Genomic DNA, 25,301 nt, shown 5'->3' with positions numbered 1-25,301 from the left:
TTACCAAGTCGCGCCCGGATAAGCGCGCTGCAGCCATTGCATGGTGCACAAAAGGTGTCCCAGATGCTCGGTATGCATATAGCCCGTGCGCCCGCCCTTGTGGTGGAACGTGTCGGTCGGGATTGACAGCGTGGCTTGTGTAAGCACGCGGCCCACCAGCGCATCATATTCTTCGCGCAAGCTGGCGGGGTCGGGGGCAATGCCTGCCTTGACCATTTCCGCGTCGACCTCATCGCTGTCAAACATCTCGCCCACATAGGGCCAGAGGTAGTCAAGCGCTGCCTGCATGCGTTCGTGGCTTTCAGGCGTGCCGTCGCCAAGACCCACCACCGTGTCGCCCGAACGCTCCACGTGATAGGCCACTTCCTTGGACGCCTTGGCGGCAATCTCGGCCACGCGGGCATCGGAGGAGGTCATCAGACGCCCCATCATCACCGACGCCCAAGCGTCATAAAGGAACTGGCGCATCAGGGTTTGACCGAAGTCACCGTTGGGCAGCTCGCACAAAAGCACATTGCGGAAATCCCAGGCGTCGCGCAGGAAGGCCAGATCATCCGCCGTGCGGCCCTTGCCTTCGACTTCGCCCGCAAGGCCCAGCCAGAATTGTGTCTGTCCGATCAGGTCCAGCGCGGTGTTGGCCAGCGCGATATCTTCTTCCAGCACCGGCGAATGGCCGCACCATTCGCTGACGCGGTGGCCAAGGATCAGGCTGTTGTCGCCCATCCGCAGCAGAAATTGAAACAGAGCGTTGTCGGCCATCACATATGCCCCACTTCTTCGGGAATGTCGAAGAAGGTCGGGTGACGATAGACCTTCGAGTTCGAGGGCTCGTAGAGCGGACCTTTTTCCTCAGGGCTGGAGGCCGCGATGTGTTGGGCTTCAACCACCCAGATCGATACGCCTTCGTTGCGGCGGGTATAGACATCGCGGGCGTTCTTGATCGCCATTTCAGCGTCCGGCGCGTGCAGGCTGCCCACGTGACGGTGGCTCAGACCATGCTGTCCGCGGATGAAAACTTCCCAAAGGGGCCATTCTTTCGACATGTGATCTCTCCTTATTCTGCGGCGGTTTTGCGCGCGGCTTTTTTGCGGCCATGGGCCAGAAGACCGTCGCGCACCCATGCGCCGTCTTCCCAAGCATTGGTCCGGTCTTTCAGGCGGTCCACATTGCAGGGGCCTTTGCCTTTGATAACGTTGAAGAATTCGGTCCAGTCCGGGTCGGAAAAGTCATAGTGACCACGGGCCTCGTTCCACTTGATGCCGGGGTCGGGCAGATCCAGACCCAGATATTCGATCTGCGGCACGGTCTGGTCGACAAACTGCTGGCGCAGGTCGTCATTCGAGCGCACCTTGATCTTCCAGGTCATCGACTGTTCCGAATGCACGCTTTCGCTGTCGGACGGGCCGAACATCATGATCGCGGGGAACCACAGGCGGTTCACGGCGTCTTGCGCCATGGCTTTCTGAGCAGGGGTGCCAAAGGCCATCTGCATGATCGCGTGGTAACCCTGACGGGCGTGGAAGCTTTCTTCCTTGCAGATGCGGATCATGGCGCGCGAGTAGGGACCATAGGACGTCCGCTGCAGCGCCACCTGGTTCACGATGGCCGCGCCATCCACCAGCCAGCCCACCGCACCGATATCGGCCCAGTTCAGCGTCGGGTAGTTGAAGATCGAGGAGTATTTCATCCGACCTTCATGCAAAAGCTCCACCAACTCGTCGCGGCTGACGCCCAGCGTTTCGGCCGCGGAATACAGATACAGACCGTGACCGGCCTCGTCCTGCACTTTCGCCAGCAAGATCGCCTTGCGTTCCAACGTGGGCGCACGGGTGATCCAGTTGCCCTCGGGCAGCTGGCCCACGACCTCGGAATGCGCGTGCTGGCCCATCTGGCGGATCAGCGTCTTGCGATATGCCATCGGCATCCAGTCTTTCGGCTCGATCTTTTCATCGCGGTCAATCCGCGCCTGAAACTCTTCAAGCAGCTTGGGATCCTCGTCCGAGGCCTCGGCTGTGATCATCTGTGCATACATCGTCAGATCCTTTCCAGAATAAGGGCAACGCCCTGTCCAACACCCACGCACATGGTGCACAGCGCATAGCGTCCACCGGTGCGTTTCAGTTGATAGGCGGCGGTCAAAACAAGGCGCGCACCCGACATGCCAAGCGGGTGGCCCAGGGCAATTGCACCACCATTGGGGTTCACGCGGGGGTCATCATCGGCCACGCCCAGCTCGCGCAGGGTGGCAAGACCTTGGCTTGCGAAAGCCTCGTTCAGCTCGATGACGTCGATTTGGTCGATGGTCAGCCCCGCCTTGTCCAGTGCTTTGCGGCTGGCAGGCACCGGGCCGATGCCCATGACGCGGGGTGCGACACCGGCGGCCTGCATGGACACCACGCGGGCCATTGGCGTCAGATTGTTGGTACTGGCGGCGGCTTCCGAGGCGATCAGCATCGCAGCCGCGCCATCGTTCACGCCCGAGGCATTGCCTGCCGTGACTGTCAGGTCAGGGCCGTTCACGCCGCGTAGGCCCGACAGCTTTTCAGCCGAGGTGCCGGGGCGGGGGTGTTCGTCGGTGTCGACCACAATGGGGTCGCCCTTGCGTTGGGGGATGGTCACCGGGATGATCTCGTCAGCAAACATGCCAGCCTCGTGGGCGGCGGCCCAACGAGCCTGACTGCGGGCGGCAAAAGCGTCCTGATCTTCGCGGCTGACCGCGTAGTCCTCGGCCACATTGTCAGCTGTCTGCGGCATCGAATGGGTGCCGTGCAGCTTGTCCATCTTCGGGTTCACGAAGCGCCAGCCGATGGTGGTGTCGTAAACCGCGTTGGCGCGTGTAAAGGCGCTGGTGGCCTTGGGCATCACGAAGGGCGCGCGGCTCATGCTTTCGACGCCACCTGCGATGCAGAGATCATAGTCACCCGCCTTCACGCCACGCGCGGCCATGCCCACTGCATCCATGCCGGAGGCACAAAGGCGGTTGATCGTTGTGCCGGGCACCTCGACGGGCAGACCCGCCAGCAGGGCGGCCATGCGCGCCACGTTGCGGTTGTCTTCGCCCGCCTGATTGGCCGATCCATAAATCACGTCATCAATGGACGCCCAGTCCACATTTGGGTTCCGCTCTTTCAAAGCGGCAATCGGCAAAGCGGCCAGATCGTCGGCGCGAACGCTCGACAGAGCGCCGCCGTAGCGACCAATGGGTGTGCGCACCGCGTCGCAGATGAAAGCTTCCATATATCCCTCCCAGGGCAGACCGAGCGCGGGCAAAGAAGCTGTGCCGGCGGCTCGAAGTATTGCTGACCGTTTGGTCGAATATACTCAGGTGGACGATTCGGGGCAAGGGTCTTGTTACAGGACGGGGAAGCGAGGGCGAATTATGTAACATATCACGGCGCGGCCGCCGCGTCTTTGTGCAGGATCAAGGCGACCCAAGGGAAACTCTCTATTGTATTTTTCATCGCAAGCAGTTGTTATAACAGCAATAAGGCTGTGACCTGCGCAAATTCTCAGGGCGTTATGCCAGATGATCGGGCGATGCTTCGGGGAGGCACTCATGACACTTACTGCGCGGGACATTCATGACATCTTCCCGTCTAACTTGCGCAGGCTGGTGTCACAGTCAGGGCATAGCGTCGCCGAAATCAGCCGCGCGACCGGGATAAATCGGACGCAGTTGAACCGCTATTTATCCGGCGACAGCAGCCCGCGACCCGAGGTGCTCTATCGGATCTGCGCGCATTTTGGCGTTGATGCGCGTATTCTTCTGGAGCCGCTGCATCAGATCGAAAGCCAGAATTCGGCCCCCCAAAGCCCGTACCGATCCATCGAGGAATTTGCCTTTGGCAGCGCGGATTACTGGTCGCTCAGCCACCCGCCGCCGCTGGGTATTCATCGTTATTGGCAGGTGTCCTCGCTGAACCCTGATTGGGTGAACTGCTATCTGATCCGTTTGTTCGAACTGGATGGTGCCACGGTGTTCCGGGCCCTGTCGGCGCCGGTTCTGGACGGGTTTGGCGCAACCGATTGCCCTATCGAACCAAGGCGCGAGGTGCGCGGCGTGCTGACCAATCAGGTGGATGGTCTGGTGATCCATGCCTATCTGCAAAAGGGTCTTCGGATCAGCTTCAGCTTCCTGACCCATCCGGTTTTGACGGAACGCCCGATCTATCCGGGCGTAGTCATGGTCGGGCGGCCGGTTGAGCCGAATATCCGGCGGATCGTGCGCTGCGCGTTCGAGGTGGTGCCGCAAGATCATCGTATGCGATCGATCCTGCGCGGGAGCCAAGGGCAGCGCCTGGATGATTTGGATGGATATCTGCGCGATGTACTGACCCGCGAGGTTTCCTAAAGCGTCCGACCTTTAACCTGAGGCAGGGAAAAGGTCGGGGGCAGAGCAACATATAAGGATGGTGCGCGTTCCCAGCTATTGCTTTGATCCGACATCACCGGAAACGCTTTATCCGCCATTGACGCCAAGCGCTGCCAACCAGATCCAGACCGTCAGAATAGACAGTGCCGTACCTACCAGCACGGTTGTCGCGGCAACCCGTTTGCCCACGCCATAGAGATTGGCAAAGACATAGGCGTTGATGCCCGGCGCGCTGGCGGCGGTCAGAATGGCAGAGCGGAACGGGGCCTCGCCCAGCCCTTGCGCCTGCCCCAGCGCCCATGTGATGGCGGGATGCAGGCCCAAAGAGGCAACGCAAAGATAAAGAACAATCTTCAGGTCACCTTCCGGCCGGTACAGGTAAAGCACGCCGCCCAACGCAAAAAGGGCGGTGGGCAGGGCGGCGCGCCCGACAAGGGCCAGGGCCTCGACCAGAACGCCGGGCAGCGGCAGCCCGGTCAGATTGACCACAAACCCGGCGGCGATTGCGATGACCAGCATGTTGCGCGACATGGAGCGGAAAATCTGTGTCAGCGTGGCCCGGATGCCCGCACCTTCTGCGCGGGCAATCTCCATCGCAGTGATGCCAATGGCATAGCAAAACGGTGCATGGATCGAGATAATGGCGTAGTTGCCTGCCAGCGCATCGGGCCCAAAGGCGCGTTCGGTGATCGGCAGGCCCAGCAGAAGCGAGTTGGAAAAGAGCGACACGAAGCCAAAGGCCACCGCATCTGTCCACGGCCGACCAAACAAGAAGCGCGCGCCCAAAAGCCCCGCCAGAAATCCCGCAAAGGCGCCGGCATAAAAACTGGACAGAAGAGGAAAGTTGAACTCGGCCCCCAGATCAAGGCTTGAGATGGCCAGAAACAGCAAGCAGGGGATCGCGACGGATTGTGCAAAGCGCATCATCCCATCGATCGCCCCGTCTGACAGCATCTCGCGCCAGCGCACCAGATAGCCAAAGCCAACCACCAGAAAGACCGGCAGGACAATGTCGATCAGCGCGCTCATGGGTGTTGAACGGGCAGGGTCATCCCATCATAGGCGGCGGTGACGTTGTTGGGGGTTTCCGCGTCGACCGTGGCGTGGTCCAGATCAATATGCATATTGGTCAAGACACCCTGCTGCGCCCCGGTGCGTTCTACCCAGTGCAGCGCGTCATCCAAACTAAAATGGGTCGGGTGTGGCGTGCGCCGAAGCGCGTCGATCACGAAGGTGCCCAACCCCTGCAGCACATGGGTGACATCCTCGGGGATCTCGCTGACATCGGGCAGATAGGCCAAATCGCCGATGCGGAAGCCAAGCGCGTCCATCAGCCCGTGGCGTACCTCGAACGGGGTCAGGCGGATGGGGCCGCCTGCGCCTTCAATCACCACGTCGCCATTGATCGCGTGCAGGTCAAGGATCGGCGGGTAATTCGAGCCCTCGGGCTGCACAAACGCATAGCCAAAGCGCGACAAAAGCGCGGATTGCGTGGGCGCATCGGCCCAGACCGGAATACGCGCGCGCATGTTGTAGACGATCATGCGCAGGTCATCGATCCCATGCATGTGATCAGCGTGGCTGTGGGTATAGACCACCGCATCCAGCGCCCCGATGCCTGCGTCCAAAAGCTGGGTGCGCATATCAGGCGAGGTGTCGATCAAGACACGGGTCACGCCGCCATCGTCACCCACACGGCTGACCAAAGCTGAACAGCGCGTGCGTCGGTTTTTCGGATTGTCCGGGTCACAATCGCCCCAAATGCCGCCCAATCGCGGCACCCCGCCAGAGGACCCGCAGCCCAATATGGTGAAATAGGTGCCCGGCGCGCGTTCGGTCATGGCAGGGCCTCATAGGCGGCGGCTTTGGCAAAAAGTCGGTCGAAATTCGCCTGTGTTTGCGCGGCGAAATCTTCATATGACAGATCATAGAGCGTGGCGCCGACCTTGGCCGTATGCACGGTATAGGCCGGTTCATTGCGCTTGCCGCGGAAGGGGGGCGGGGCCAGATAGGGCGCGTCGGTTTCCACAAGGATGCGATCCACGGGGGCGGCGGCGAAGATGTCGCGCACCTCTTTGCTGCGCGGGAAGGCGGCGATGCCGGACATGGAGAGGTAAAACCCCAAATCCAGCGCGGCTTTCGCCAGATCGGGGCCAGAGCTGAAGCAATGCATGACGCAGTCAAAGGCGCCGCGTGCATGCTCTTCGGTCAAAATGCGCGCCATGTCGTCATCCGCGTCGCGTGAATGGATGATCAGGGGCAGGCCGGTCTGGCGCGCGGCCTCGATATGCACAAGCAGGCTTTCAATCTGAACGTCGCGACTGTCAGCGGTATAGTGGTAATCCAGCCCGGTTTCGCCAATGCCTACGAATTTCGGGTGATCAGCCAGCGCTACCAGCTGGTCCACCGTGACCATCGGTTCCGAGGCGACGCTCATCGGATGGGTGGCGGCAGCAAAGAAGACCGGCGCATGGGCGTCGGCAATGGCGCGCACCTGATCCAGATTGGCCAGTTTCGTGCAGATCGTGACCATGCGTGTTACGCCTGCGGCGGCGGCGTTGGCGATCACCTCGTCCAAACGACCCTCGAAATCGGGGAAATCCAGATGGCAATGGCTGTCCGTAACTGTGGCCGTCATGCGGGGCGTCCTTGCCTCAGGCAGCTTGTCGCGCCGCCGTGTCGTTGATCCTGAAAACCATATCAAGGATGAGTGCGGCCGGGTCAAGGTTCACCGCCCGCCCATGGCCTGCGCGCGCCGACAATTCCTGTTGCAAACTGGCCCAGGCGCGCGCGGCATGGGGGTGCGGCGACAGGCGTGCCAGACAGGTGGCTTCGCCTGGCGCTGCCTCGGCGGCAGGCACAAAACCAGCCCCATGGCGCGCCAGCCGGGCAAGAAACAGATCAACCAGGCGTAGGATCAGCTCGAACCGGTCCGCATTGGCCTTGCCCACGGCGCTTTCTGCCAGCTTCAACGCGCGCGGTCGGTCGAAATCACGGTGGCCGAAAATGGCAACCAATTCTGCGTAGAGCGACAGCCCGCCCAAATGGGTCAAGCGCAGCGCCTCGCCTGCCGAGCCTGCGGCCAGTTCGTTCAGGCGCAGGGTGTCTTCGGGGGATGGCGTTTCCTCAAGCCCCTCCATCACGCGCGCCAGAGCCTCCGGCGCCAGCGGCCCAAGACGCAGCTCGCGGCAGCGTGACCGGATCGTCGGCAAAAGCCGCGACGGCTGGTGGCTGATCAACAAAAGCACGGCCCCGGCAGGCGGTTCTTCCAGCAGCTTCAACAGCGCATTGGCGGCAGACGTGTTCATCTCGTCCGCCACATCCACGATCACCACACGCCGCCCGCCATCTGAAGCAGAGAGGGCAAAAAAACCCTTGAGCTTGCGCACTTCGTCCACCGTGATGTCGCCCTTCAGGCGTTTGGCTTTCTCGTCCCAAGGCCTGCGCAAAAGAAACAGGCCGGGTTCTGACAGTGCCATGAGCCGACGTGCCACCGGGTGGTCGGGCGAGATGTCCAGCGTGTTGGGGGGCGGGGCCGCGAACATGCCGCCATCATCTGCGGGTGTGGCCAGCAAGAAGCGTGCAATCCGCCAGGCGAGCGTGGCTTTGCCGACGCCGCGCGGGCCGGTGATCAACCAGCCGTGGTGCATCCGGTCGGATGTGTAAGCTTCCAGAAAACGCGCCTCGGCCGCGTCCTGCCCGATCAGGGCCTCCGCCTCGCGCGGGTGGGGCGCGCCTTCGATCCGGTCGCTTTCGGGAATGTCTTCAGGATCGGTGGCCATCAGCGGCGCGCCTTCAGTTCGCAATGCGCCATCTGGGCGACGTCCCTAGCCACCGCCTCGATCGAGCGGGTGCCATCCACAACCCGGAACCGGTCTGAGAAATCCTCGGCGAGCGCAAGGAATCCAGCCCGCATCTTATGCTGCAACTCGGCACCGAAATCTTCGAACCGCTCTTCGGTGCCGCCACGCCCTTTGGCGCGTGCATGGCCCAGATCTGGATCCATATCGATCAGGAAGGTCAGGTCGGGTTCGCGCCCGATCATCAGCTCATGCAGCGCATCGACCTGCGCGCGTTTATCGCCTGACCGCGTGCCCTGATAAATGCGGGAGCTGTCGGCAAAGCGGTCGGTGATCACGATCTTTCCCTCGGCCAAAGCGGGGATGATCAGCCGCTCCAGATGATCGCGGCGGGCGGCGGTGAACAACAGAAGTTCGGTCTCGGCTGACCAGCGGTCGGGGTCCCCTTCCAATACCAGCGCGCGGATTTCTTCAGCGCCGGGCGAGCCGCCGGGTTCGCGGGTCAGCACCACGTCTTCACCCTTGGCGCGCAGTGTCTCGGCCAAAAGGCGGGCCTGGGTGGACTTGCCGGATCCGTCGATCCCTTCGAAACTGATGAAAAGGCCGGGCATGGGCGATCAGTTCGTGGCAGCTTGCGCGGCCGGGGGGGTGTCTGTCCCCTGAACCATGCTGATCACACGCCCTGCGGCTGTGCGAATACGCTTTCCAAACCCAGCTGTGCCCACGTTGCTTTCGGCCACCAATGGCACCACCGTATCGCCAATGCCATCGCGCATGATGGTCATCTGTGCAAGCTCCTGACCGGCTTGGATGGGGGCGGCGATGGGGCCCGTCCAGCTGACCGTGGCCTCAACACCATCGCGTTGGCCTGCGGGGACCAGCATGGTCACATCTTGGGCAGGCACCAGCCCGACCGTATCGGCATCGCCGAGCCAAACCGGTGCTTGCGCCACACGCTCGCCAGCTTTCACCGGGGTCTTCATGGTGAATTGGCGGAAGGCCCAGTTCACGATGGCCTCGGCCTCTTCTGCGCGCGCCTTGGAGGAGGTCAGCCCCGAGATCACAAAGATCACCCGGCGATCCCCCTGACGGGCCGATCCCACCAGACCATAGCCTGCTTCCTGCGTATGGCCGGTTTTCAGCCCGTCGGCCCCGATGCCCAGTTTCAAAAGCGGATTGCGGTTGAAGCGATTGTCCGGCGCACGGCCTTTGAAATGGTATTCTGTCTGGCTGAAGTAGTTGTAATAGCTCGGAAAGTCAGTGATCAGATGACGCGCCAGAATGGCCAGGTCTTTCATCGACATACGCTGCATCGGATGCGGCCAACCCGAGGCATTGCCAAAGCTGGAATTCATCATCCCCAGGTCGCGGGCGCGTTCTGTCATCATCCGGGCAAACGCATCTTCGGTGCCTGCCAGCCCCTCGGCCACCGCGACACAGGCGTCATTGCCGGACTGAACGATGATACCCTGCAAGAGGTCCTCGACCGTTGGGCGATCACCGCGGGACAGGAACATGGTGGAGCCGCCCATGGCTGCGGCGCGTTCGGACACGGCAAAGGGGGTCGACAAGGTCACGCGCCCATCCTCGAGCGCCTCGAACAGCATGTTCACCGTCATCAGCTTGGACATGGAGGCTGGTGGGAGCGGCTCTTCGGCGTTCTTCTCCATCAAAACCGTGCCGGTTGTGACGTCGATCACATAGGCCGAGCTTGCGCGGGTTTCGAATGCGTGGGCGGGCAGGGCGGCCGTCAAAAGCGCAAGAACGCAGGCGGTGAAAAAAGACAGGCTCATGCGCATGGCAGGGGCTTCCTTCGCAGATGTCAGACCCGATGGGGTCGCGGTCAGTTCGTCACGAAATAGGCGTCGGAGAACCCGAGCCCTTTGATTTTCTTCAACAGCGCCGCCCGTTCAGAGCTGCTTGTCGCAGGCCCGACGACAACCCGCCAGAAGGCCTTGCCCGAAGATTTACCCGGCTTGACCGTTGGCAACATGCCCGCACGACGCAAAGCTTCGGCGCTGTTCTTGGCGTTTTGTTCAACCGAGAAGATGCCGATCTGAATGAAGGGTTTTGCCAAACCACCCAACTTGGGTTTGGCTGCTGCGGTGCCAACCGCGGCTTTGGCTGCGGGTTTGGGGCTGGGGGCCACACCTTCGGCGCGATCCAGCGCGGCGGCCGCCGAGGCAATGGGATCTTCCAGTGAACCAGAGGTGATTTCGTCCGGTGCTTCCAGCTGCGCAGTGGCCTGATCGGCCTCGGCTTGTTCGGTGACTGTTTCTTTCTTCAGCGCCGTGACCGTCAGCTTTGCCGGCTGGCCCGCCAACATCCCAAGCGCGGTTGCCGCGTCCGAGGACACCTGAAACCTTGGACCCGGCAGGTCTTTTTCGCGCCGGAACAAGGCGCCGATCACGAATTTTCCGTTGGCTTCATTGCGCACGATTACGCGTTCGGGGTCTTTCGCGGTGGGATGTGCAACCCAGACACCGCCCAAGCTAGGGCGTCCGTCCCACAGACCGTTTTCGGACAGTTTGAAAACTTCGGGTGCTTCCACGTCCCGCTCGACAGATTTGCTGCTGGAACCTGCGGTTGTTGTTGCTCCGGGCTTGCCCGATTTCGCGTTTTTAAGAAACCCTGGAAGGTTTGTGTCATCACAAGCGGAAAGGACAACCGCCCCACCCAGCATCATGGCCCATGCCAACCCGGTCTTTTTTGCCATGTTTTCCTCTAATGTCCCTGTAGGCGCTGTGCCCATATCTGCTCTTTCAAGACCTGCGATCGGATCGCTTGCGTCTCGTGTTGGCGGCAGTCTAGCGGTATGAAGCGAAGCTGAAAAGGCTTGGCGCACCGCTTTCGGAAAAGTCGGCAGGTTCCGGCCCGATATCGGGTGCAGAATGATGCTTTTAGAATCGCAAAAGGGGCGCTAAAGCTCTGCGAACGGAGAAGTGGCAGAGTGGTCGAATGCGGCGGTCTTGAAAACCGTTGAGCGTGAAAGCGTTCCGTGGGTTCGAATCCCACCTTCTCCGCCACCCCAACTATATTTGACGAGTTCCCGATTTGAACGCGGATCGCGGGTTAAGCCCTTTGGGGCCTGACTGCGGCAGTCAAAATAAGGTGGGAAAGATATTTGCAAACTTTCCATGTTCGCGCGATAAGGGCGCAGGAAAATCGAAGCTATTTGACACGATGGTCTCAGCACCGGTCGCAGTGGGAGCAGAGCATTGAAAATTCTTGTGACGGGTGGGGCCGGTTTTATCGGTTCAGCAGTTGTGCGTCAGGCGATTGCCCGCGGTGATGAGGTCGTGTCGCTCGACGCGCTGACCTATGCAGGCAGCCCGGACAATCTGGTCGACGTAATGGACAATCCCGCCCATGTGCTTTTGCAGGCGGATATCTGTGATCGCGCGGCGCTGGATGCTGCGTTCGAAACGCATAAACCGGATGCCGTGATGCACCTTGCGGCGGAAAGCCATGTGGACCGTTCTATCGATGGGCCGGGTGACTTTATTCAGACCAATCTGGTTGGCACATTCAACATGCTCGAAGCAGCGCGCGCCTATTGGCTTGGGCAGGGCAGCCCTGAAACGTTCCGTTTCCACCATATTTCGACCGACGAGGTGTTTGGCACCCTTGGCGCGACTGGGCATTTCACGGAAACCACCCCCTATGCGCCGAACTCGCCCTATTCTGCGTCGAAAGCAGGGTCGGATCATCTGGTGCGCGCCTGGGGCGAGACCTATGGTCTGCCCGTGGTGATGTCGAATTGTTCAAATAATTACGGTCCCTATCAGCTGCCTGAGAAGCTGATCCCACTGATGTTGTTGAAAGCGGAAGCCGGTGAGGCTTTGCCCGTTTATGGTGCTGGGGAAAACGTGCGTGACTGGCTTTATGTCGAGGACCATGCAACAGCGCTTTTGCGTATTCTGGACAAAGGCGCGCTGGGTGAAAGCTATAATGTCGGGGGCAATGAAGAGCGCTCGAATATCCAGATCGTGCGCATGATTTGTGCCTATATGGATGACCGCAAACCCGAGGCCGCACCGCATGATCGCCTGATCTCGTTTGTCACGGACCGACCGGGGCATGATTTCCGTTATGCAATTGATGCCAGCAAGATCAAGGCCGAGCTTGGTTGGGAGCCTTCGGTGACGCTTGAGGAAGGCCTGAAAGCGACGCTGGATTGGTATATGGATCAACCCAAGTGGGTTAAGGAAGCTCAACAACGTTCCGGCGGCGGCAGGCGCCTAGGCACAAAAGCATGATCGGCAAATGGGCGGATCGCCGCGCGGTCGCGTGAAGTAAGTAGGGAAGTGATGAGGATGGGCAAACAACGTAAAGGCATCATATTGGCAGGTGGATCGGGCACGCGGCTCTATCCGATCACGCAAGGTGTCTCTAAGCAGCTTTTGCCAATCTATGACAAGCCGATGATCTTCTATCCGTTGTCGGTTCTGATGTTGGCCGATATTCGCGAGATTGCGATCATCACCACGCCACAGGACCAAGCGCAGTTTCAACGGCTTTTGGGCGATGGTTCGCAATGGGGCGTTTCGCTGACCTATCTTGTGCAACCCAGCCCGGATGGATTGGCGCAGGCTTATATCATTGCAGAAGAGTTTTTGGATGGCGCCCCTTCGGCTTTGGTGTTGGGCGACAACATATTCTTTGGCAACGGTCTTCAGCGGATCTTGCAAGAAGCCGATGAGCAACCGAGCGGGGGTACCGTATTTGGCTATCGCGTCGCGGACCCGCAGAATTACGGCGTGGTTGATTTCGACGCGTCTGGAAAAGCCATTGCGATTGTCGAAAAGCCAAAGGTTCCACCGTCTCAATATGCGGTGACCGGGCTTTATTTTCTGGACGGTGATGCGCCCGAAATGGCGCGTGAAGTCAAACCATCAGATCGCGGTGAGTTAGAGATCACCAGCCTGTTGCAAATGTATCTTGATCAGGGCGCGCTGACGGTGCGCCATATGGGGCGCGGCTTTGCCTGGCTTGATACGGGCACACATGGAAACTTGCTTGATGCCGGCAATTTCGTGCGCACGCTTGAACGTCGTCAGGGATTGCAAACGGGGTGCCCGGAAGAGATTGCCTTTGACAAGGGCTGGATCACCGACGAGCAACTTCTGGCCCGCGCCAAGTTGTTTGGCAAGAACGACTATGGCCGGTATTTGCAAGGTCTTCTGGACCAGCTCTAACCAATCGGTTTCGGCGACATTATGGTTGCCAGGCGATGTGCCAAACGGCTGAAAGAAAGGGTGCAAGATGAGAGCGCAACCTGTGAGAACACAAACGGGTAAAACAGCGATTGCATCGCGAATGTCCAGAACAATCCAAAAGCCTGCGGAATTCGCCGGGCGTTTGAACCGACCGGAGGGTTTCTTGCAATGACCACTCAACGCGCGCTTCCCACCCGTGCCGAGGTTTCTGCGGCCTTTGATAAGGCGGGTATCGTGCAGCGCGATGCCGATACGTTGGAAGGGTTCGCTCTGCCACGGCCCAATGACGTGAAGTTCATTGAACACAAACCGCTGGAGTTCGATCACGTCGAGCGTTTGATTGAACCAGCACGCGTGTCGAACCATTTTACAAATTTCGGCCCGGTCACGACGCAGTTGGAAAACGCCTTGCACGCGCTTTGGGGCCTGCCCGAGGACCGAGTGGTGATCGCAGCCTCTTCCGCCACCACCGCCCTCTTTGCACTGGTCGGGGTGCACAGCCATCGCTTGGGGCGCCCCTTGCGCATTGCGGCGTCGTCATTTGGTTTCATGTCGTCCAATATAGGCCCGATCTCTGAAACCATTCTGGTTGATTGTGATGATCGCGGTATGCTCGATCTGGAAGCCTTGGACGCAGCACTGTTGGATCAGGTTGACGCCTTGCTGGTCACCAATATCTTCGGCAACTTCCGCAGTTTCTCAGAATACCGCGCATTTTGCGCGGAACACGGCAAGATCCTTTTGCTTGATAACGCCACGGGCTTCTGGGGCGTTGATCGCCGTGAGCCGATCGACGAGATTGTGAGCTTTCACCACACCAAGCCCTGGGGCATGGGCGAAGGCGGGATCGCGGTGCTGGATCAAGAGGATGCAGAGCTGTTTCGCATTTTGATGAATTTCGGCGTCGGGGCTGCCGATTGGCTTCGCGCCTATGCCAACAATGCCAAAGTATCGGATTTCAATTCGGCGTTTCATCTGGAACGGCTTGAACGGATGCCGGAATGGTCGCGGTTGTACCAAGCCCAGCTTCAACGTATCTCGGACATTGCCCGCGCTTGTGGCTATCGCCCGTTTCTGGACGGCCATCGCGACCAGATCCACGCGCATCTTCCACTTGAAGCACCCCGGCCGATCAATATGGACAAGTTGAACGGCACCCGGTTGCCTCTTAAGAAATACTACAGCCCGTTGACCGAACAAACGCCGCGTGCCGTGGATATCTTTGATCACAATATCTGCGTTCCAGCCCATCTTGGGATGATCCATATCTCTGACGAAGAGATTGAGATGGCGTTGAAGGACCTCCTATGACCAAGCCGCGTACCCTTGCTGTGATGCAGCCATATCTGTTTCCGGCAGCAAACTATTTTCAATTGGTGAACGTCGCGGATGACTTCGTTTTCTATGACGATGTCGACTATATCAATCGAGGGTGGATCAATCGAAACAGAATTCAACAAGCCGGGAAGGAAGTGAAGTTTTCAGTTCCGGTGTCGCGCGGCCCGCGCGGGACGCCAATCAAGGATGTTCCTCTGAATGAGTATCCGATGTGGCGCTCCAAGTTTTTGAAGACGCTATCTGCATGCTATGCGTCGGCACCAAGCTTTGAAGCTGTTTTTGAGCTTGTTACCAGTGTGTTGGATTGCGAATGCGAAACTATCTCGGAGCTGGCAATTGAATCCATAACTGCGACAGCGCGGTATCTTGAATTGGATGCCAGATTTTATCGTTCGTCCGTGTCAGCCCCTGAAACCCGTGGTATTGGGCGGACAGAGCGAATGCTTGCGCTTTGCGAGAGATTTGAAGCCAGTCGCTATGTCAACTCAATCGGCGGGCAGGAGCTTTATGATGTCGACGATTTTGCGCAAAATGGGATCGAGCTGAAGTTCCTGGAACCTGTTTTCCCAGTTTATGAACAGCCCGGCCCTGAATTTCTGCCGATGCTGTCGATGATTGACGTGATGATGTATATGTCGCGTGAAGACGTCAGAACCGCGTTGGGCGACTATTCTCTGGTGTCATAGATAGTCTTCAAACCCCGCGCTCTTTGTCTCAGAGATGATTTCCTCTGCGATGGCTGGGTCAAGCTGACTGCGCCATTTGTCGTCACTCTGTTTTGAACGGAAGACGGAATAGTGATCAGGATTATGTTTGCCGGTGCTGCTTTCCAGAAAATCCCGTGTTTCCTTACCAAAAGGAAGGCCGGTAAAGCCAAACAGACGTTCGGCTTCAGCCTCGGGTGACATCAGAAGATCGCGATATTTTACCAAAGTCACACGCTCGGGTGCCTGCACCTGCAAATCGTGGAACATGCGTGTTGCCTCCAGCCATTTCTCGAAACCATTGAATTCCTCGGGTTTGCCGGCGTTTTTCGAAGGTGCGGCGCGCCATTCTGTGGCCACATCCCATTCAGCGCGGAACTCTTTTGGTGCACGCAGCCAAGAGCTGACCACCGAAAGGGGGCTGCGGATCAGCAAAACCAGCTTAACCGACGCATCAACCTCGATCAGGCGGGGCAGGATGTGATGATAGCGCACCTCTTTATAGACGACGTGATCAGCGTGGCTGGCCTTGTCGAACTGCGGCAGTTTCCCGCTTTCGCGGGCCTCTGACTGGAGAATGAAGTCATCTTCGGTCGTCTGGCAGGCTTCGAAAAACCGATCCGCGACATCTTTAGACATTTCAGGCGTCAGCGCACCTTTCAGTGCATAAGAAAAGAGCGGTTGATAACAGTATTTCACCGACGGTGCGCTGTTGAAAATCTCGCCCAGCCAAGTCGACCCGGAACGTGGAACGCTGTGAATTGCAATCTTGTTCACCATCGGGTCAACGGGTCCTGTCGATAGCTGCCAAAAAGGCTTGTTCTGAAATCTGATAGGGCACCTTGGGGGCATCTACAAGGCCGCGTGCCTCTGTGAGGGTGTCACCGAGCACCCAGTTGAAGTCCTGTCCGCAAAGCGTTGAGATGTCCGGGTACCAACGCCCGATAAAATCACGGGCGGAGAAGCAAATGGCCTGCAAATCGCGACCGGCGTAAAGCATGTTGGCAAAAGCGGCCCCATTCGGACCAGCAAACACCGCCGTTTCAGACAGAAGCGCAAGTTGATCGTCAATGTTAAGCTTGGCAAAATCGATCACTTCGAAACCATTGTCGGCAGCAACCTGTGTCAATTGCGGCTCGTTGGTGAGCACGCGGCCGCTATTGGTGACGCCCAAGCGACCGGCAAAGACCCGACGCCCGCCGGTTGCCTTGTCTGGCACGTTCAACAGACGGCGCATTTCGTTCAAAGCGCTTTCGCTGGCAACAAGGTTGTATTCCAGCACCAGACATTCGCGAAATGTCGTAAGATTTTTTTGATCTATAATGATCAGCCGGTCTTCGCCATAACCGATGCGCGCCAACAGGTCATGCACCCACGGCCGGGCAAACTCGGGAACGCCGATCTTGAAGCCACGGAACCGTTCATCCTTCTGCAACAGCGCCAAACGGGGAAGGTTCTGGATCAGGCAATGATAGTAGTTGTTGAAATGCCAACGATTTCCAGTCAGCAAAACCGTTGGCTCGTCGACCGTGACCCCGTCGGGTTTGGGGGTATAGACGAACCGCTCGGGGGTCTCTGCTTCGGTCAGGAAATTGTCAACTTTGGGCAGCAGCTCGTGAAGCATAGCCTCCTGTCCGATGATCGGAACCAATGCAGACAATACCGTGACATTGCGACAGACCGCGCCCAAAACGGGGCGCTGCGCGACCGTGTATTTGGCCTGAACTATGTCGTCGTTATGGAACACTTGGATGGTTGAGGTGACGTCGCTTGGGTCCGTGCTGTCGAAGGACACCGGTTCAGCTTCAACCAATGTGCACCAATCGGTAAAGGTGCTGACATTGGCCAGTCGCAGCTCGTCGCCGGATTGACCGGGGCGCAATACTTGCTTGGCTTTCTCAAGCGCCACATCCTGAGGGGCTGCACGCAGCGCCATTGCCAGCGCGCGTTGACTGGTATCCGGGTCTTCCGCGTCAGCTTTAAAAGCGGCTTCGGCATATTCGTAAGACGGTTTCAGAAGCCCGACATGTTCATATATCTGTGACAGGCTTTGATATATCCGTATGTCCTTTGAGCCCCGTTTCAGCGCTTCTTTCAGTAGCATTTCTGAGATACGGCAAATTCTGAACAACGCCTGCGTTGCATTGTGAGAGAAATCATCTTTCAGCAGAGAGATTGCTGCGTTTTCAAACCGCGCGCGTTTCCTGATTTTGTCGAGATAAGGAAGGCGCGACATCAATAGCTCTGCCAATGCAATCAATTCGTCGCTGGTGACAAAAAACGGGGTGCTCTCATCGGCCGAGTGGTCGGCAGCAGGTGCTGCGCCCAGCTGTTCTTCGATCTGTGACAGAAATGGCGGGAGGTCTTTTTGTGCGGAACCCAGCAGTTTCTCGGCGGCCTGGTCTTCGACCTTGTAGCTTTCGACATTTCGCAAAAGTTGGCCGGCTTCTGAAAGCGGTGTCCCAAGTTGGGTTTTTACTTTGAATTTCAACTCAAGGGCTTTGGCAATCTGATCGCGTCTCGCATCCGAGGTCTCTATTCTTTCAATCAGCTCAAGACAGCTGTCGAATTCCCCTAATGCGCTGTAGATTCGCGCCAGCAATAGAAGATCATGGGCTGTTTTCTTTTCCAAAAAATCGGTCGGTCCAAATATCGCAAGTGCCAGGTCCGGCCTTTTTTTAAACAACAGGTTTTGAATAAGGATGGTCGTGTAATAGCTATCTTTTGGCTTTCCCATCTCGCGGGCGTCTTGTTCGACCCTCAGGGCGTGGCCAATAAAATTGTCCAGCTGCTTACTTGCGAAATACGCTTGCGATATCCCGGACAAAACGGCGCGTTTTGTTTCGATGTCTTTCTCTTGCGCCAGAAAAGTGCAGAGAATGTTCTCTGCCAGTTCATGCTGTTTCTGATTTACATAAAATCGCACGGATTGAATCGTGGCATCTGCACTTGTGGGAGCCGAGGCGCGCCAGGTTTCATATAAGTTAGCCTGTTCATCGACGCTCAAGGCGTCGTCGATTGCCATGGAAAGAGAGATCGGTTCCGGGTGGGCTGGAAATGCGACGCCGGATACCTTGGATAGCTGATCGGAGAGATCGGTGAAAAGCCCGGTTCGCACCCGGTAAAGCGTCGCAAGATTTTTCGCCAGCGCGTCGCGTTTCTTGAACGTCGTGATCTCATGAAAAACCTCAGAGGCGCCCAAATAATCACCATGAGACGCCAGCCTGATCGCCTTGTGACGGAGCATTCTGCGGCGAGTCTTGATATGCTTTTTGAGTGAGTTTTTCAGAGAATTCAGCAACTGCGTTTCCTCGCAATTTTGGCGATTTATGCTCTCGTGGTTTGTAAGCTTGGGTGCCATGAAAGGGCGAGGCGTTCAAGAATATTAACGTTCTGAGACGTGCGAAACGCTTTAGGCCAGTCGCCAGGGTTCCGCAACGCTGTTTGGATCGCGAAAGGGGCGGATGGGATGGGCTTTTACGCTCTGCGATATGCGCCGTTTGGTTCGATCGTGTGTCGCCAAACAAAGCCCTGAGAAAGGCTTTAGTGGCCCGTGATCACCGTGACACCAGACATGGACTGAATACGTTTGATATCTTCGAGGTAGGTTGCTGTCATCTCCTCGACCAGCGCATGGGGCCATGAGGGGACCTGCTTGGCGCGTTCAAGCGGATCTTCGGCGCGGAAGTGCTTAAGAAACAAGGCATAGACCTGATCCAGCGCGGTGCCTGTCAGCCCGGTGTTTTCCGAAAGGTAGCTGTTCAGCCGCGCCACGCCCGCCTCTGTCAGGGTCAGGTCCAGAATGTCGCGCGCGCCCTGAAACGGAACGCGATCTGCGGGCAGGCCGGTGACTTCCTGCAAAACGCGGGGCCAGATCACCGGGCTTTCTTCGCTGCACCAAACGTGAATAGGGCAATCTGGAACGGCGCGTGATATGGCTTCGATCAGGGTGGACCAACGTAACTCGCGCAGGTTGGTGTTGCCGATGAAGCTGTCCCAAGGCTTTTTGTCGAACCCGTCAAAAACCGCAGGGATCAGCGTGGCAGGATTGCGGATCGATATGTAAAGCGAGACCTGGTTGGGAAAAAGCAGATCGCTAAGCTCTTCCAGATTGCGTGCCCCGTTCCAGAAAAACTGCCCGCCAGCCAACAGCCATTGAGTGGCGCCCATAAGGCTGGGATCAGACAGAACAACCCGGCGCGTATCTGTATCGCCGATGATTTCAGTCAGAAGCTCACGCCGGTCTGTTTGTTGGACCACGCCTTCGATCCTGCGCGACAGGGTTTTGCGCAGGCTGGGCAGATAAAGGCGCGGGCGCTTGACCAGAACGCCGTGACGCATCAACAGATTGGCGTCTTTGCGTAGTGACCAGACAAGCTGTCCAAAATCGGTTTGGGGCACACCCAGATGCACCGCGATTTCGACCTGTCGATATGTGGATGAAGGCGAGGGGCTGGAGGTTGGCACGGTCTCTCCGAAATGGTGGCGTTATGTGTTTACAGACAATTCCGGGGCAAGATGCAACCGTATTGCCGGGATTGGCTTCGCTTGGCGCAGGTTGGGCCGGTGATCGGACCCCACAGAGGGGCGGAAACACACGGGCGGGCTTGAGAAAGGTTGAAAGCGGTGTTCTGATGGCGCATGAAGCTGCAAAGCCCCGCATGCCATTTGCGCGCATGTCTTAAGAAGGGCGCAGTGTGTGAAGGCAAGGGTGCAAGTATGGCAACGGGCGAGACCTCGACATTTGAAGTGATCCGGCTAGAGACGGCGCAGCGCGGGCGCGCGACGTTGCTGGATGCGGTCGAAACCTCCATTCCGGGCGAGTTTGAGCTCTACTTCACCCATGACACGCCGGTCGACGCGATCGTGGCGGGGCAGGGCGCGCGGGTGGACGAGATCGGCACGCTGATGGGCGCGCCTGTATTGACCGTCACCCGAACCGGCGGCGATGCCGACCCGTTTCAGATGGTTTTGGATGGGGAAGAGGTCGACATACGCCCCTCTGCCTCTCGCCTGTCATGTTTCGAGGGACGCAACGTGGCGCTGGCCACGCGCAACGGGGAACGTGCCTCGTTGGTTCTGACCTGGCTTGGGTATCACGCCAAAGCGCATGGGATGGATGGCGCGTTGATCCTGAACCGTGGTGCGCCGGGGGAGGATCCTGAATTTCTGCGCGAGCTGGAGGCCGGTTTGGCCGAGCATGCTCCCGGATGTCAGGTGGCGGTGGTGGAAATCGGCACGCCTCTTGGCCGGCAGGACCTGCCCCATGAAGCCCATCCGTTCTGTGTGCCCGGTGCGCCCGGCAAGGATCGGATGCATATCCCGGACCCTGACCCGTGGCATGCGCCCATGGCTGGAATGATCTATTACGAATGGGCGCGGGCAGCCTGTCTTGGTCGCGCGCGCGCCGTGGTGAATATCGACGTCTATGACCTTTTGTATGATGCCAAGGCGCAAGGGGTGAAGGACAGCTTGTTTGACCGTGTTGCGAATAGCGAACAGGGCTATCTGATGCTTGAAGGGCATCATTGTTACCCATGGCGCGCGCGCGACGGCGATAAGCCTTTGTTTGCGGATCACGCCTGCGTTCAGTTCGATGCCCCGGGACCGCGCAAGCGTTGGTGTATTGCCCCCGGCAAGCTGAAGGCAGGTGCAACATGGCGCACCATTCGCATTGGCGGCATGACCCATGATGCGGCGCGTGACCAACATTTCTTTCGGTTCATGGCCCTGCGCCACCCAACGGAAAGCGTGTCGCGGATTGTGCCGAAATCCAGCCTGATCGAACACGCGCCGCTGCTTGAAATGTTGGGGCGGCATTTCGATTATAAGCCGGTCCTGCCGCCGGTCGAAAAACTGGCGCGCAAAACCAATGGGCGGCGCGCAATCATCACGACGATGAAAAACGAAGGCCCGTTCATTCTGGAATGGATCGCCTATCATCAGGCCATCGGTGTGGATGATTTCCTTGTTTATACAAATGATTGCACGGATGGCACGGATACGTTGCTGGATCTGCTGCAGGAAAAAGGCGTGTTGCAGCACCGCGACAATCCCTTCAAGGGCACCGATCTGAAACCGCAACATGCGGCCCTTGCGGCGGGAGAAGAAGAGCCGATCATCGCCGAGGCCGAATGGGTGGTTTGCATGGATGTGGATGAGTTCATCACCATCAAATGCGGGGATGGGACGCTTGATGCGCTGTTTGCCGAGGTGCCCGATGCCAATCTGATTTCTATGACCTGGCGGCTTTTTGGCAATTGCGATGTACATGAGTTTGATCCCGGTTTCATCACCAAGCAATTCCTGCGCTGCGCGCCAGAGCTGGCCCGAAAACCGCATCAGGCCTGGGGGTTCAAGACCTTCTATAAGAACACCGGCATCTTCAAGAAACTGGGGGTGCATCGCCCCAAGGGGTTGAAACCGCAATTGTGGGAAGAGATCAATTGGGTGAATGGCTCGGGCAAACCTTTGCCGCGCGAGATGTATCGCAATGCGTGGCGCTCGACGACCGAGACCTATGGGTATGATCTCGTGCAGCTCAACCACTATGCCGTGCGATCGGCAGAGAGCTTTCTGGTCAAGCGCGACCGCGGGCGGGTGAACCATGTGGATCGCGATCAGGGGTTGGCTTACTGGTTTCGGATGAACAACAACGCCGAGGAAGAGCTGTCGATCCAGCGTATGATCCCGCGCCTGCAAGAGGCCTTTGATGCGCTGATGGCGGATGAAGATATTCGCCGCGAACACACGGCCTGTGTCGCGGCGCACCGGGCAAAGATTGACGAGCTGAAAGCCACGCCGAACTACGCCAAGTTTTACGAAGAGCTGACAGGGCCACGGTTGGAGAAACTCTCGCGCATGCACAGTTTCTTCGGGGCAAACGTGTTCCTTCAGGGGCCGGGCTCTGTGCCCGACGAGGTGGTGGCGCGCGACCTGGAGCCGCCGTTCTTCTTCACGGTTGCGGATGGGGAAACCGAACACTGACCCCGTGGGATTTGCGCGCCGGGGGCGCTTGCATGGTATCGGGTAGGCTCACGTTGTGAGCCTGTTTTTGGCGGCGCGCTGCGCGCGCGAAGGGGCGCTGCCCCTTTGCCCCGTGATGCCGCAGTGGCCTGCGGCCCATGGGCCATCCCCGAGGTATTTATTACAAGAAAATGATGAATGTTCGAATTCTGGTGGTGATCCGGGTGATTTGAAAAAAGCCGGGGTGCAAGCTGTTCGAATTATGCTGTTTAGAACGTTTCGAGATTAACTTGAGGCACAAGTTGATTTCGAAACGCCCACACATTGGTAGGTTCCGCGCGTTTCGTCTCATTGTTGTGCCTCAACAATAAGTCGAAACGCTTTAGCCCTCGGCTAATTTCGGGCGGCGTTGGACCCGCGCTGCAAGCGCGGGCCACCCCCCAAACCTGTTGACCGTCAGGTCATGAAGGTGCGGGAGCGCCACCGGTCTTTTGCGTCAGGTCACTCAGCCCCCGAGTTCTTTCATGCCCTGACGCACCGCGCGGTTGGGGTTTTGCTTCAGGATATGCGCCCCAAGTTTGCGGGCCAGATCCTTGTGCCCTTTTTTGACTGTGCGACTGAACAGCTCTTTTTGATATCGCGGGAAGGTTTTGCGTGCTTTCAGAAGCTGCGCATAGTCTTCCTGTGTCAATGTGCCGTTCAGAGCGCCAAGGATAATGGGGCTGAGAATACCCATCTGGTTCAATGAACTGCCCAGCCGGTGACCCAGAAGGGGCGCGCGCAGGTGGGTCACGTTCTTGCCGGTGAACCGCGCTGCATGTTGTGCATCCAGCGGCTCGTAGGGGTCGTAAAGGATCGAGATCTTGCCCGCCTTTTTGCTGACTTTGGCCGCGTCGCCGTATTTGCCGGTGAAGTCCCGGTCCCAGACCGTTTTATAGCGCGTCTCCCACGGGACCACGGATTTATCCACCGTGCTTTGCGGCGAGATCGCCACGACGTCACAGCCCGGGGCGGCGGGTGAGAACGCACAGGCCGCGTAGCCACCCATAGAAGCGCCGTAAAATACAACGCGTTTGAACTGTTTGAAAAAGCCCGACTTTTTCAGGTCGTCGAATTGGTCATAGACCCATGGCTCGCGATACCAGGTCCAGCCGCCCGCAAGCACGCCCAGCATGGACCAGCCTTGCGCTTCGATAAACGAATAGCCCCAGGGGCGGCGGTCATCGCGCTTGTTCATCGCGATGTCGAGATTGTCAAAGGTCACCACAAGCGTGTCGGGGTCGCGGGGCACGTATAGGAAGCTGTGCCCATTGGTGCCGGGGCGATACCAGCCGTGCTTGCCTGCAAGGCCCGTTGCGATCTTGTCCCAATTGCCATCATCGGCCTCGGGCGCGGGGGGATGTGCCTGAAACGCCATGCGCGTGACGTCTTTGCCATCCACTTTCATCTGGGTGATCGGGTCGTTGGTGCCAAAATCCCTGAGGAAGGGGAAGGCACCGGAGCCTTTGCGCACATCACCGAACATGATCGTGTCAGAATGGAAGCAGCGGCGCAGGAAGGTCTCGGCGGCGCTGATGCGCCATTTGTCGCCAAAGCCACTCAGATTACACAGGATATCGACCGGCTTCAGGTCTTTTTCATCATTGATGACCGTGATGGCGTCGGGGTCCACGTCGTGATCCATCAGAAAACTCACGTAGCCCTCGATCCAGTCCTGCTCTTCGTCCTTGAATTTGCCGCGTTTATTGGTGTTCACAAGCTGGATCTGGCAGTCATATTTGTGGTGCAGCGCCAACACGAAGCTGCGCGCCCCGCCCGAGATATCGGCGACGCTCTCCACCTGTTCCAACTCCACCTCGTCAATCAGGGCGCCGTCAAAGGCCGTCGCGCCGCGCCCCTTGATGGGGGCAAGGGCGGCGTTGATCCCATGTTCCTTGACCAGCTTTTCCAGATAGGAGCCCTTGGGTGGTAAACCATTGTGCATATTGCCCAATTGCCGCTTGTTCGACGCCCAGAGATGCAAGGCGGTGGTGTTTTCGGTCAGCTCGGCCGCGACTTTTGATGCATCATGCATGAACCATTTTCGATCACGGAAGGTGACCGGATAGAAAGCATCCAGAGGCTGCACTTCGGGCTGCAGTTTCAGCTTGTGCACATAGTGAGTGACCATCATCGGACCCCAGACGCCCCATGGCTGCTGGGTGATATGCACCGGATCGCCATTGGCGGCGGCCAGCTGCATTTCCTTTTGTTTCTTTTTCGGTAGGAAAGGCGCGACCGAAAAGCGGTCCTCGGTAAATTCAAGCACCTGTTTGAGCATCTCGCTATCCGCGGGCATGCCCAGAACAGCGTTGTTGACCCGGTGTTCGCCCGGCAATTCAAACCCGAACACATAGTCGCTGTCGTAATCCATCGGGCGGTGACAATAGACGTCGGTGTCGATCCAGATCATGCCGGGGCATTTGTGGATCATATGCAGGCGGAACCAGTCGGCAAACAGCGCAAATGAGTTCTTTTTCTCGTATTTGATGAAGTCATCTGTATCGATGATCTCGCGCCCATCGCGGCGGATCACGCCCTCGGGCACGTTGGGGATGTCTTCATAGCTGAACAGGGTGATCTTCTGACCCTTGTCGACAAAGGACTTCAGGCAAAGCTGTTCCATCCAGCTCAGCGGTCCACCAATCCAAAGAGTTCCGACCTCGCGTTCGCGTGCCATGCCTGCCCCTTAACCTACTGCACAGGGACTGCCCCCTGTTGACCTCATACCAGACAACGGTTTTGATTTTATTGCTGCCCGTGCCAAGGAAAGACGAAAATACCCTCTTGGGCAAGATGTTGGCGCGCATGCGGGAAAACTTCTTGAGGCCCGTGGCAGATCGGGCGCAGGCATCAGGCTGGG

At 58.3% G+C, this 25,301-nt stretch carries 21 protein-coding genes and 1 tRNA gene; 7 read left to right on the top strand and 15 right to left on the bottom strand.

Annotated features, from left to right (window positions below; genetic code table 11):
• Genes paaC through pcaF form a run of 4 tightly spaced genes read right to left on the bottom strand, consistent with a single transcriptional unit; the run spans position 1 to position 3,237 of the window.
• Positions 1–759 carry a 1,2-phenylacetyl-CoA epoxidase subunit PaaC gene (gene paaC / locus ACRY08_RS05550; RefSeq protein WP_432448893.1) on the bottom strand — a complete coding sequence of 253 codons (759 nt, stop codon included), beginning with the start codon at positions 757–759 and terminating at the stop codon, positions 1–3.
• Positions 759–1,043 carry a 1,2-phenylacetyl-CoA epoxidase subunit PaaB gene (gene paaB, locus ACRY08_RS05545; RefSeq protein ID WP_108856777.1) on the bottom strand — a complete coding sequence of 95 codons (285 nt, stop codon included), beginning with the start codon at positions 1,041–1,043 and terminating at the stop codon, positions 759–761. The genes paaC and paaB overlap by 1 nt, the downstream gene beginning before the upstream one ends.
• Positions 1,044–1,054: 11 nt before the next feature.
• Positions 1,055–2,032, bottom strand: a complete 978-nt coding sequence (gene paaA, locus ACRY08_RS05540; RefSeq protein WP_432448892.1) for a 1,2-phenylacetyl-CoA epoxidase subunit PaaA — start codon at positions 2,030–2,032, stop codon at positions 1,055–1,057.
• Between the two features lie 2 nt (positions 2,033–2,034).
• Positions 2,035–3,237, bottom strand: coding sequence for a 3-oxoadipyl-CoA thiolase (pcaF, locus tag ACRY08_RS05535; protein ID WP_432448891.1), 1,203 nt, complete (start codon positions 3,235–3,237; stop codon positions 2,035–2,037).
• Between the two features lie 319 nt (positions 3,238–3,556).
• Between pcaF and ACRY08_RS05530 the strand changes: the two genes are divergently transcribed.
• Positions 3,557–4,351, top strand: a complete 795-nt coding sequence (locus ACRY08_RS05530; protein WP_432448890.1) for a helix-turn-helix domain-containing protein — start codon at positions 3,557–3,559, stop codon at positions 4,349–4,351.
• Between the two features lie 108 nt (positions 4,352–4,459).
• Here ACRY08_RS05530 and ACRY08_RS05525 read toward each other — a convergent pair whose 3' ends face one another.
• Genes ACRY08_RS05525 through ACRY08_RS05495 form a run of 7 tightly spaced genes read right to left on the bottom strand, consistent with a single transcriptional unit; the run spans position 4,460 to position 10,888 of the window.
• Positions 4,460–5,401 (bottom strand): AEC family transporter, encoded by a 942-nt coding sequence (locus tag ACRY08_RS05525; protein ID WP_432448889.1) that lies wholly within the window; start codon positions 5,399–5,401, stop codon positions 4,460–4,462.
• Positions 5,398–6,213: an MBL fold metallo-hydrolase gene (locus ACRY08_RS05520; RefSeq protein ID WP_432448888.1), complete on the bottom strand. Its 816-nt coding sequence runs from the start codon at positions 6,211–6,213 to the stop codon at positions 5,398–5,400. The genes ACRY08_RS05525 and ACRY08_RS05520 overlap by 4 nt, the downstream gene beginning before the upstream one ends.
• The gene (locus ACRY08_RS05515) at positions 6,210–7,010 is read right to left on the bottom strand and encodes a TatD family hydrolase (RefSeq protein ID WP_432448887.1); all 801 of its coding nucleotides are present in this window, start codon (positions 7,008–7,010) and stop codon (positions 6,210–6,212) included. The genes ACRY08_RS05520 and ACRY08_RS05515 overlap by 4 nt, the downstream gene beginning before the upstream one ends.
• A gap of 16 nt (positions 7,011–7,026) precedes the next feature.
• Positions 7,027–8,154, bottom strand: a complete 1,128-nt coding sequence (locus tag ACRY08_RS05510) for a DNA polymerase III subunit delta' (protein WP_432448886.1) — start codon at positions 8,152–8,154, stop codon at positions 7,027–7,029.
• Positions 8,154–8,783 (bottom strand): dTMP kinase, encoded by a 630-nt coding sequence (gene tmk / locus ACRY08_RS05505; protein WP_432448885.1) that lies wholly within the window; start codon positions 8,781–8,783, stop codon positions 8,154–8,156. Before tmk ends, ACRY08_RS05510 begins: the two co-directional genes overlap by 1 nt.
• Before the next feature lie 6 nt (positions 8,784–8,789).
• The gene (locus ACRY08_RS05500) at positions 8,790–9,965 is read right to left on the bottom strand and encodes a D-alanyl-D-alanine carboxypeptidase family protein (protein ID WP_432449605.1); all 1,176 of its coding nucleotides are present in this window, start codon (positions 9,963–9,965) and stop codon (positions 8,790–8,792) included.
• A gap of 50 nt (positions 9,966–10,015) precedes the next feature.
• Entirely contained in the window at positions 10,016–10,888 is an 873-nt protein-coding gene (locus ACRY08_RS05495) for an SPOR domain-containing protein (protein WP_432448884.1), read from the bottom strand.
• A gap of 220 nt (positions 10,889–11,108) precedes the next feature.
• Between ACRY08_RS05495 and ACRY08_RS05490 the strand changes: the two genes are divergently transcribed.
• The 5 genes from ACRY08_RS05490 (at position 11,109) to ACRY08_RS05470 (ending at position 15,415) form a co-directional block, all read left to right on the top strand.
• Positions 11,109–11,198: transfer RNA gene (locus tag ACRY08_RS05490), tRNA-Ser, on the top strand.
• Positions 11,199–11,390: 192 nt separating this feature from the next.
• Positions 11,391–12,431 carry a dTDP-glucose 4,6-dehydratase gene (rfbB, locus tag ACRY08_RS05485; protein WP_432448883.1) on the top strand — a complete coding sequence of 347 codons (1,041 nt, stop codon included), beginning with the start codon at positions 11,391–11,393 and terminating at the stop codon, positions 12,429–12,431.
• Between the two features lie 51 nt (positions 12,432–12,482).
• Positions 12,483–13,370: a glucose-1-phosphate thymidylyltransferase RfbA gene (gene rfbA, locus ACRY08_RS05480; protein WP_432448882.1), complete on the top strand. Its 888-nt coding sequence runs from the start codon at positions 12,483–12,485 to the stop codon at positions 13,368–13,370.
• Positions 13,371–13,559: 189 nt separating this feature from the next.
• A complete protein-coding gene (locus tag ACRY08_RS05475) occupies positions 13,560–14,702 on the top strand; it encodes a DegT/DnrJ/EryC1/StrS family aminotransferase (protein WP_432448881.1) in 1,143 nt (380 codons plus the stop codon).
• Positions 14,699–15,415: a WbqC family protein gene (locus tag ACRY08_RS05470; RefSeq protein WP_432448880.1), complete on the top strand. Its 717-nt coding sequence runs from the start codon at positions 14,699–14,701 to the stop codon at positions 15,413–15,415. The genes ACRY08_RS05475 and ACRY08_RS05470 overlap by 4 nt, the downstream gene beginning before the upstream one ends.
• On the opposite strand, the gene ACRY08_RS05465 is transcribed toward ACRY08_RS05470, so the two are convergent.
• The 3 genes from ACRY08_RS05465 to ACRY08_RS05455 all read right to left on the bottom strand — a co-directional run bounded on the left by ACRY08_RS05465 (position 15,410) and on the right by ACRY08_RS05455 (position 19,900).
• Positions 15,410–16,213 (bottom strand): sulfotransferase, encoded by an 804-nt coding sequence (locus ACRY08_RS05465; protein WP_432448879.1) that lies wholly within the window; start codon positions 16,211–16,213, stop codon positions 15,410–15,412. The genes ACRY08_RS05470 and ACRY08_RS05465 overlap by 6 nt on opposite strands.
• A gap of 4 nt (positions 16,214–16,217) precedes the next feature.
• Positions 16,218–18,794, bottom strand: coding sequence for a glycosyltransferase 61 family protein (locus tag ACRY08_RS05460; protein ID WP_432448878.1), 2,577 nt, complete (start codon positions 18,792–18,794; stop codon positions 16,218–16,220).
• A gap of 182 nt (positions 18,795–18,976) precedes the next feature.
• Entirely contained in the window at positions 18,977–19,900 is a 924-nt protein-coding gene (locus ACRY08_RS05455; protein ID WP_432448877.1) for a hypothetical protein, read from the bottom strand.
• A gap of 252 nt (positions 19,901–20,152) precedes the next feature.
• Here ACRY08_RS05455 and ACRY08_RS05450 point away from each other — a divergent pair, with 252 nt between their 5' ends.
• Complete coding sequence (locus tag ACRY08_RS05450) at positions 20,153–22,420, top strand: glycosyltransferase family 2 protein (RefSeq protein WP_432448876.1); 2,268 nt, start codon at positions 20,153–20,155, stop codon at positions 22,418–22,420.
• Between the two features lie 484 nt (positions 22,421–22,904).
• Here ACRY08_RS05450 and ACRY08_RS05445 read toward each other — a convergent pair whose 3' ends face one another.
• Entirely contained in the window at positions 22,905–25,118 is a 2,214-nt protein-coding gene (locus ACRY08_RS05445; protein ID WP_432448875.1) for a hypothetical protein, read from the bottom strand.
• Positions 25,119–25,301 lie beyond the last annotated feature (183 nt).

Origin of the sequence: Aliiroseovarius marinus, from assembly GCF_050881025.1 — a bacterium.
Taxonomy (GTDB): Bacteria; Pseudomonadota; Alphaproteobacteria; order Rhodobacterales; family Rhodobacteraceae; genus Aliiroseovarius; species Aliiroseovarius marinus_A.
Note: the sequence above shows the minus strand (reverse complement) of the source record. Positions and strands in the feature narration are given on the sequence as shown.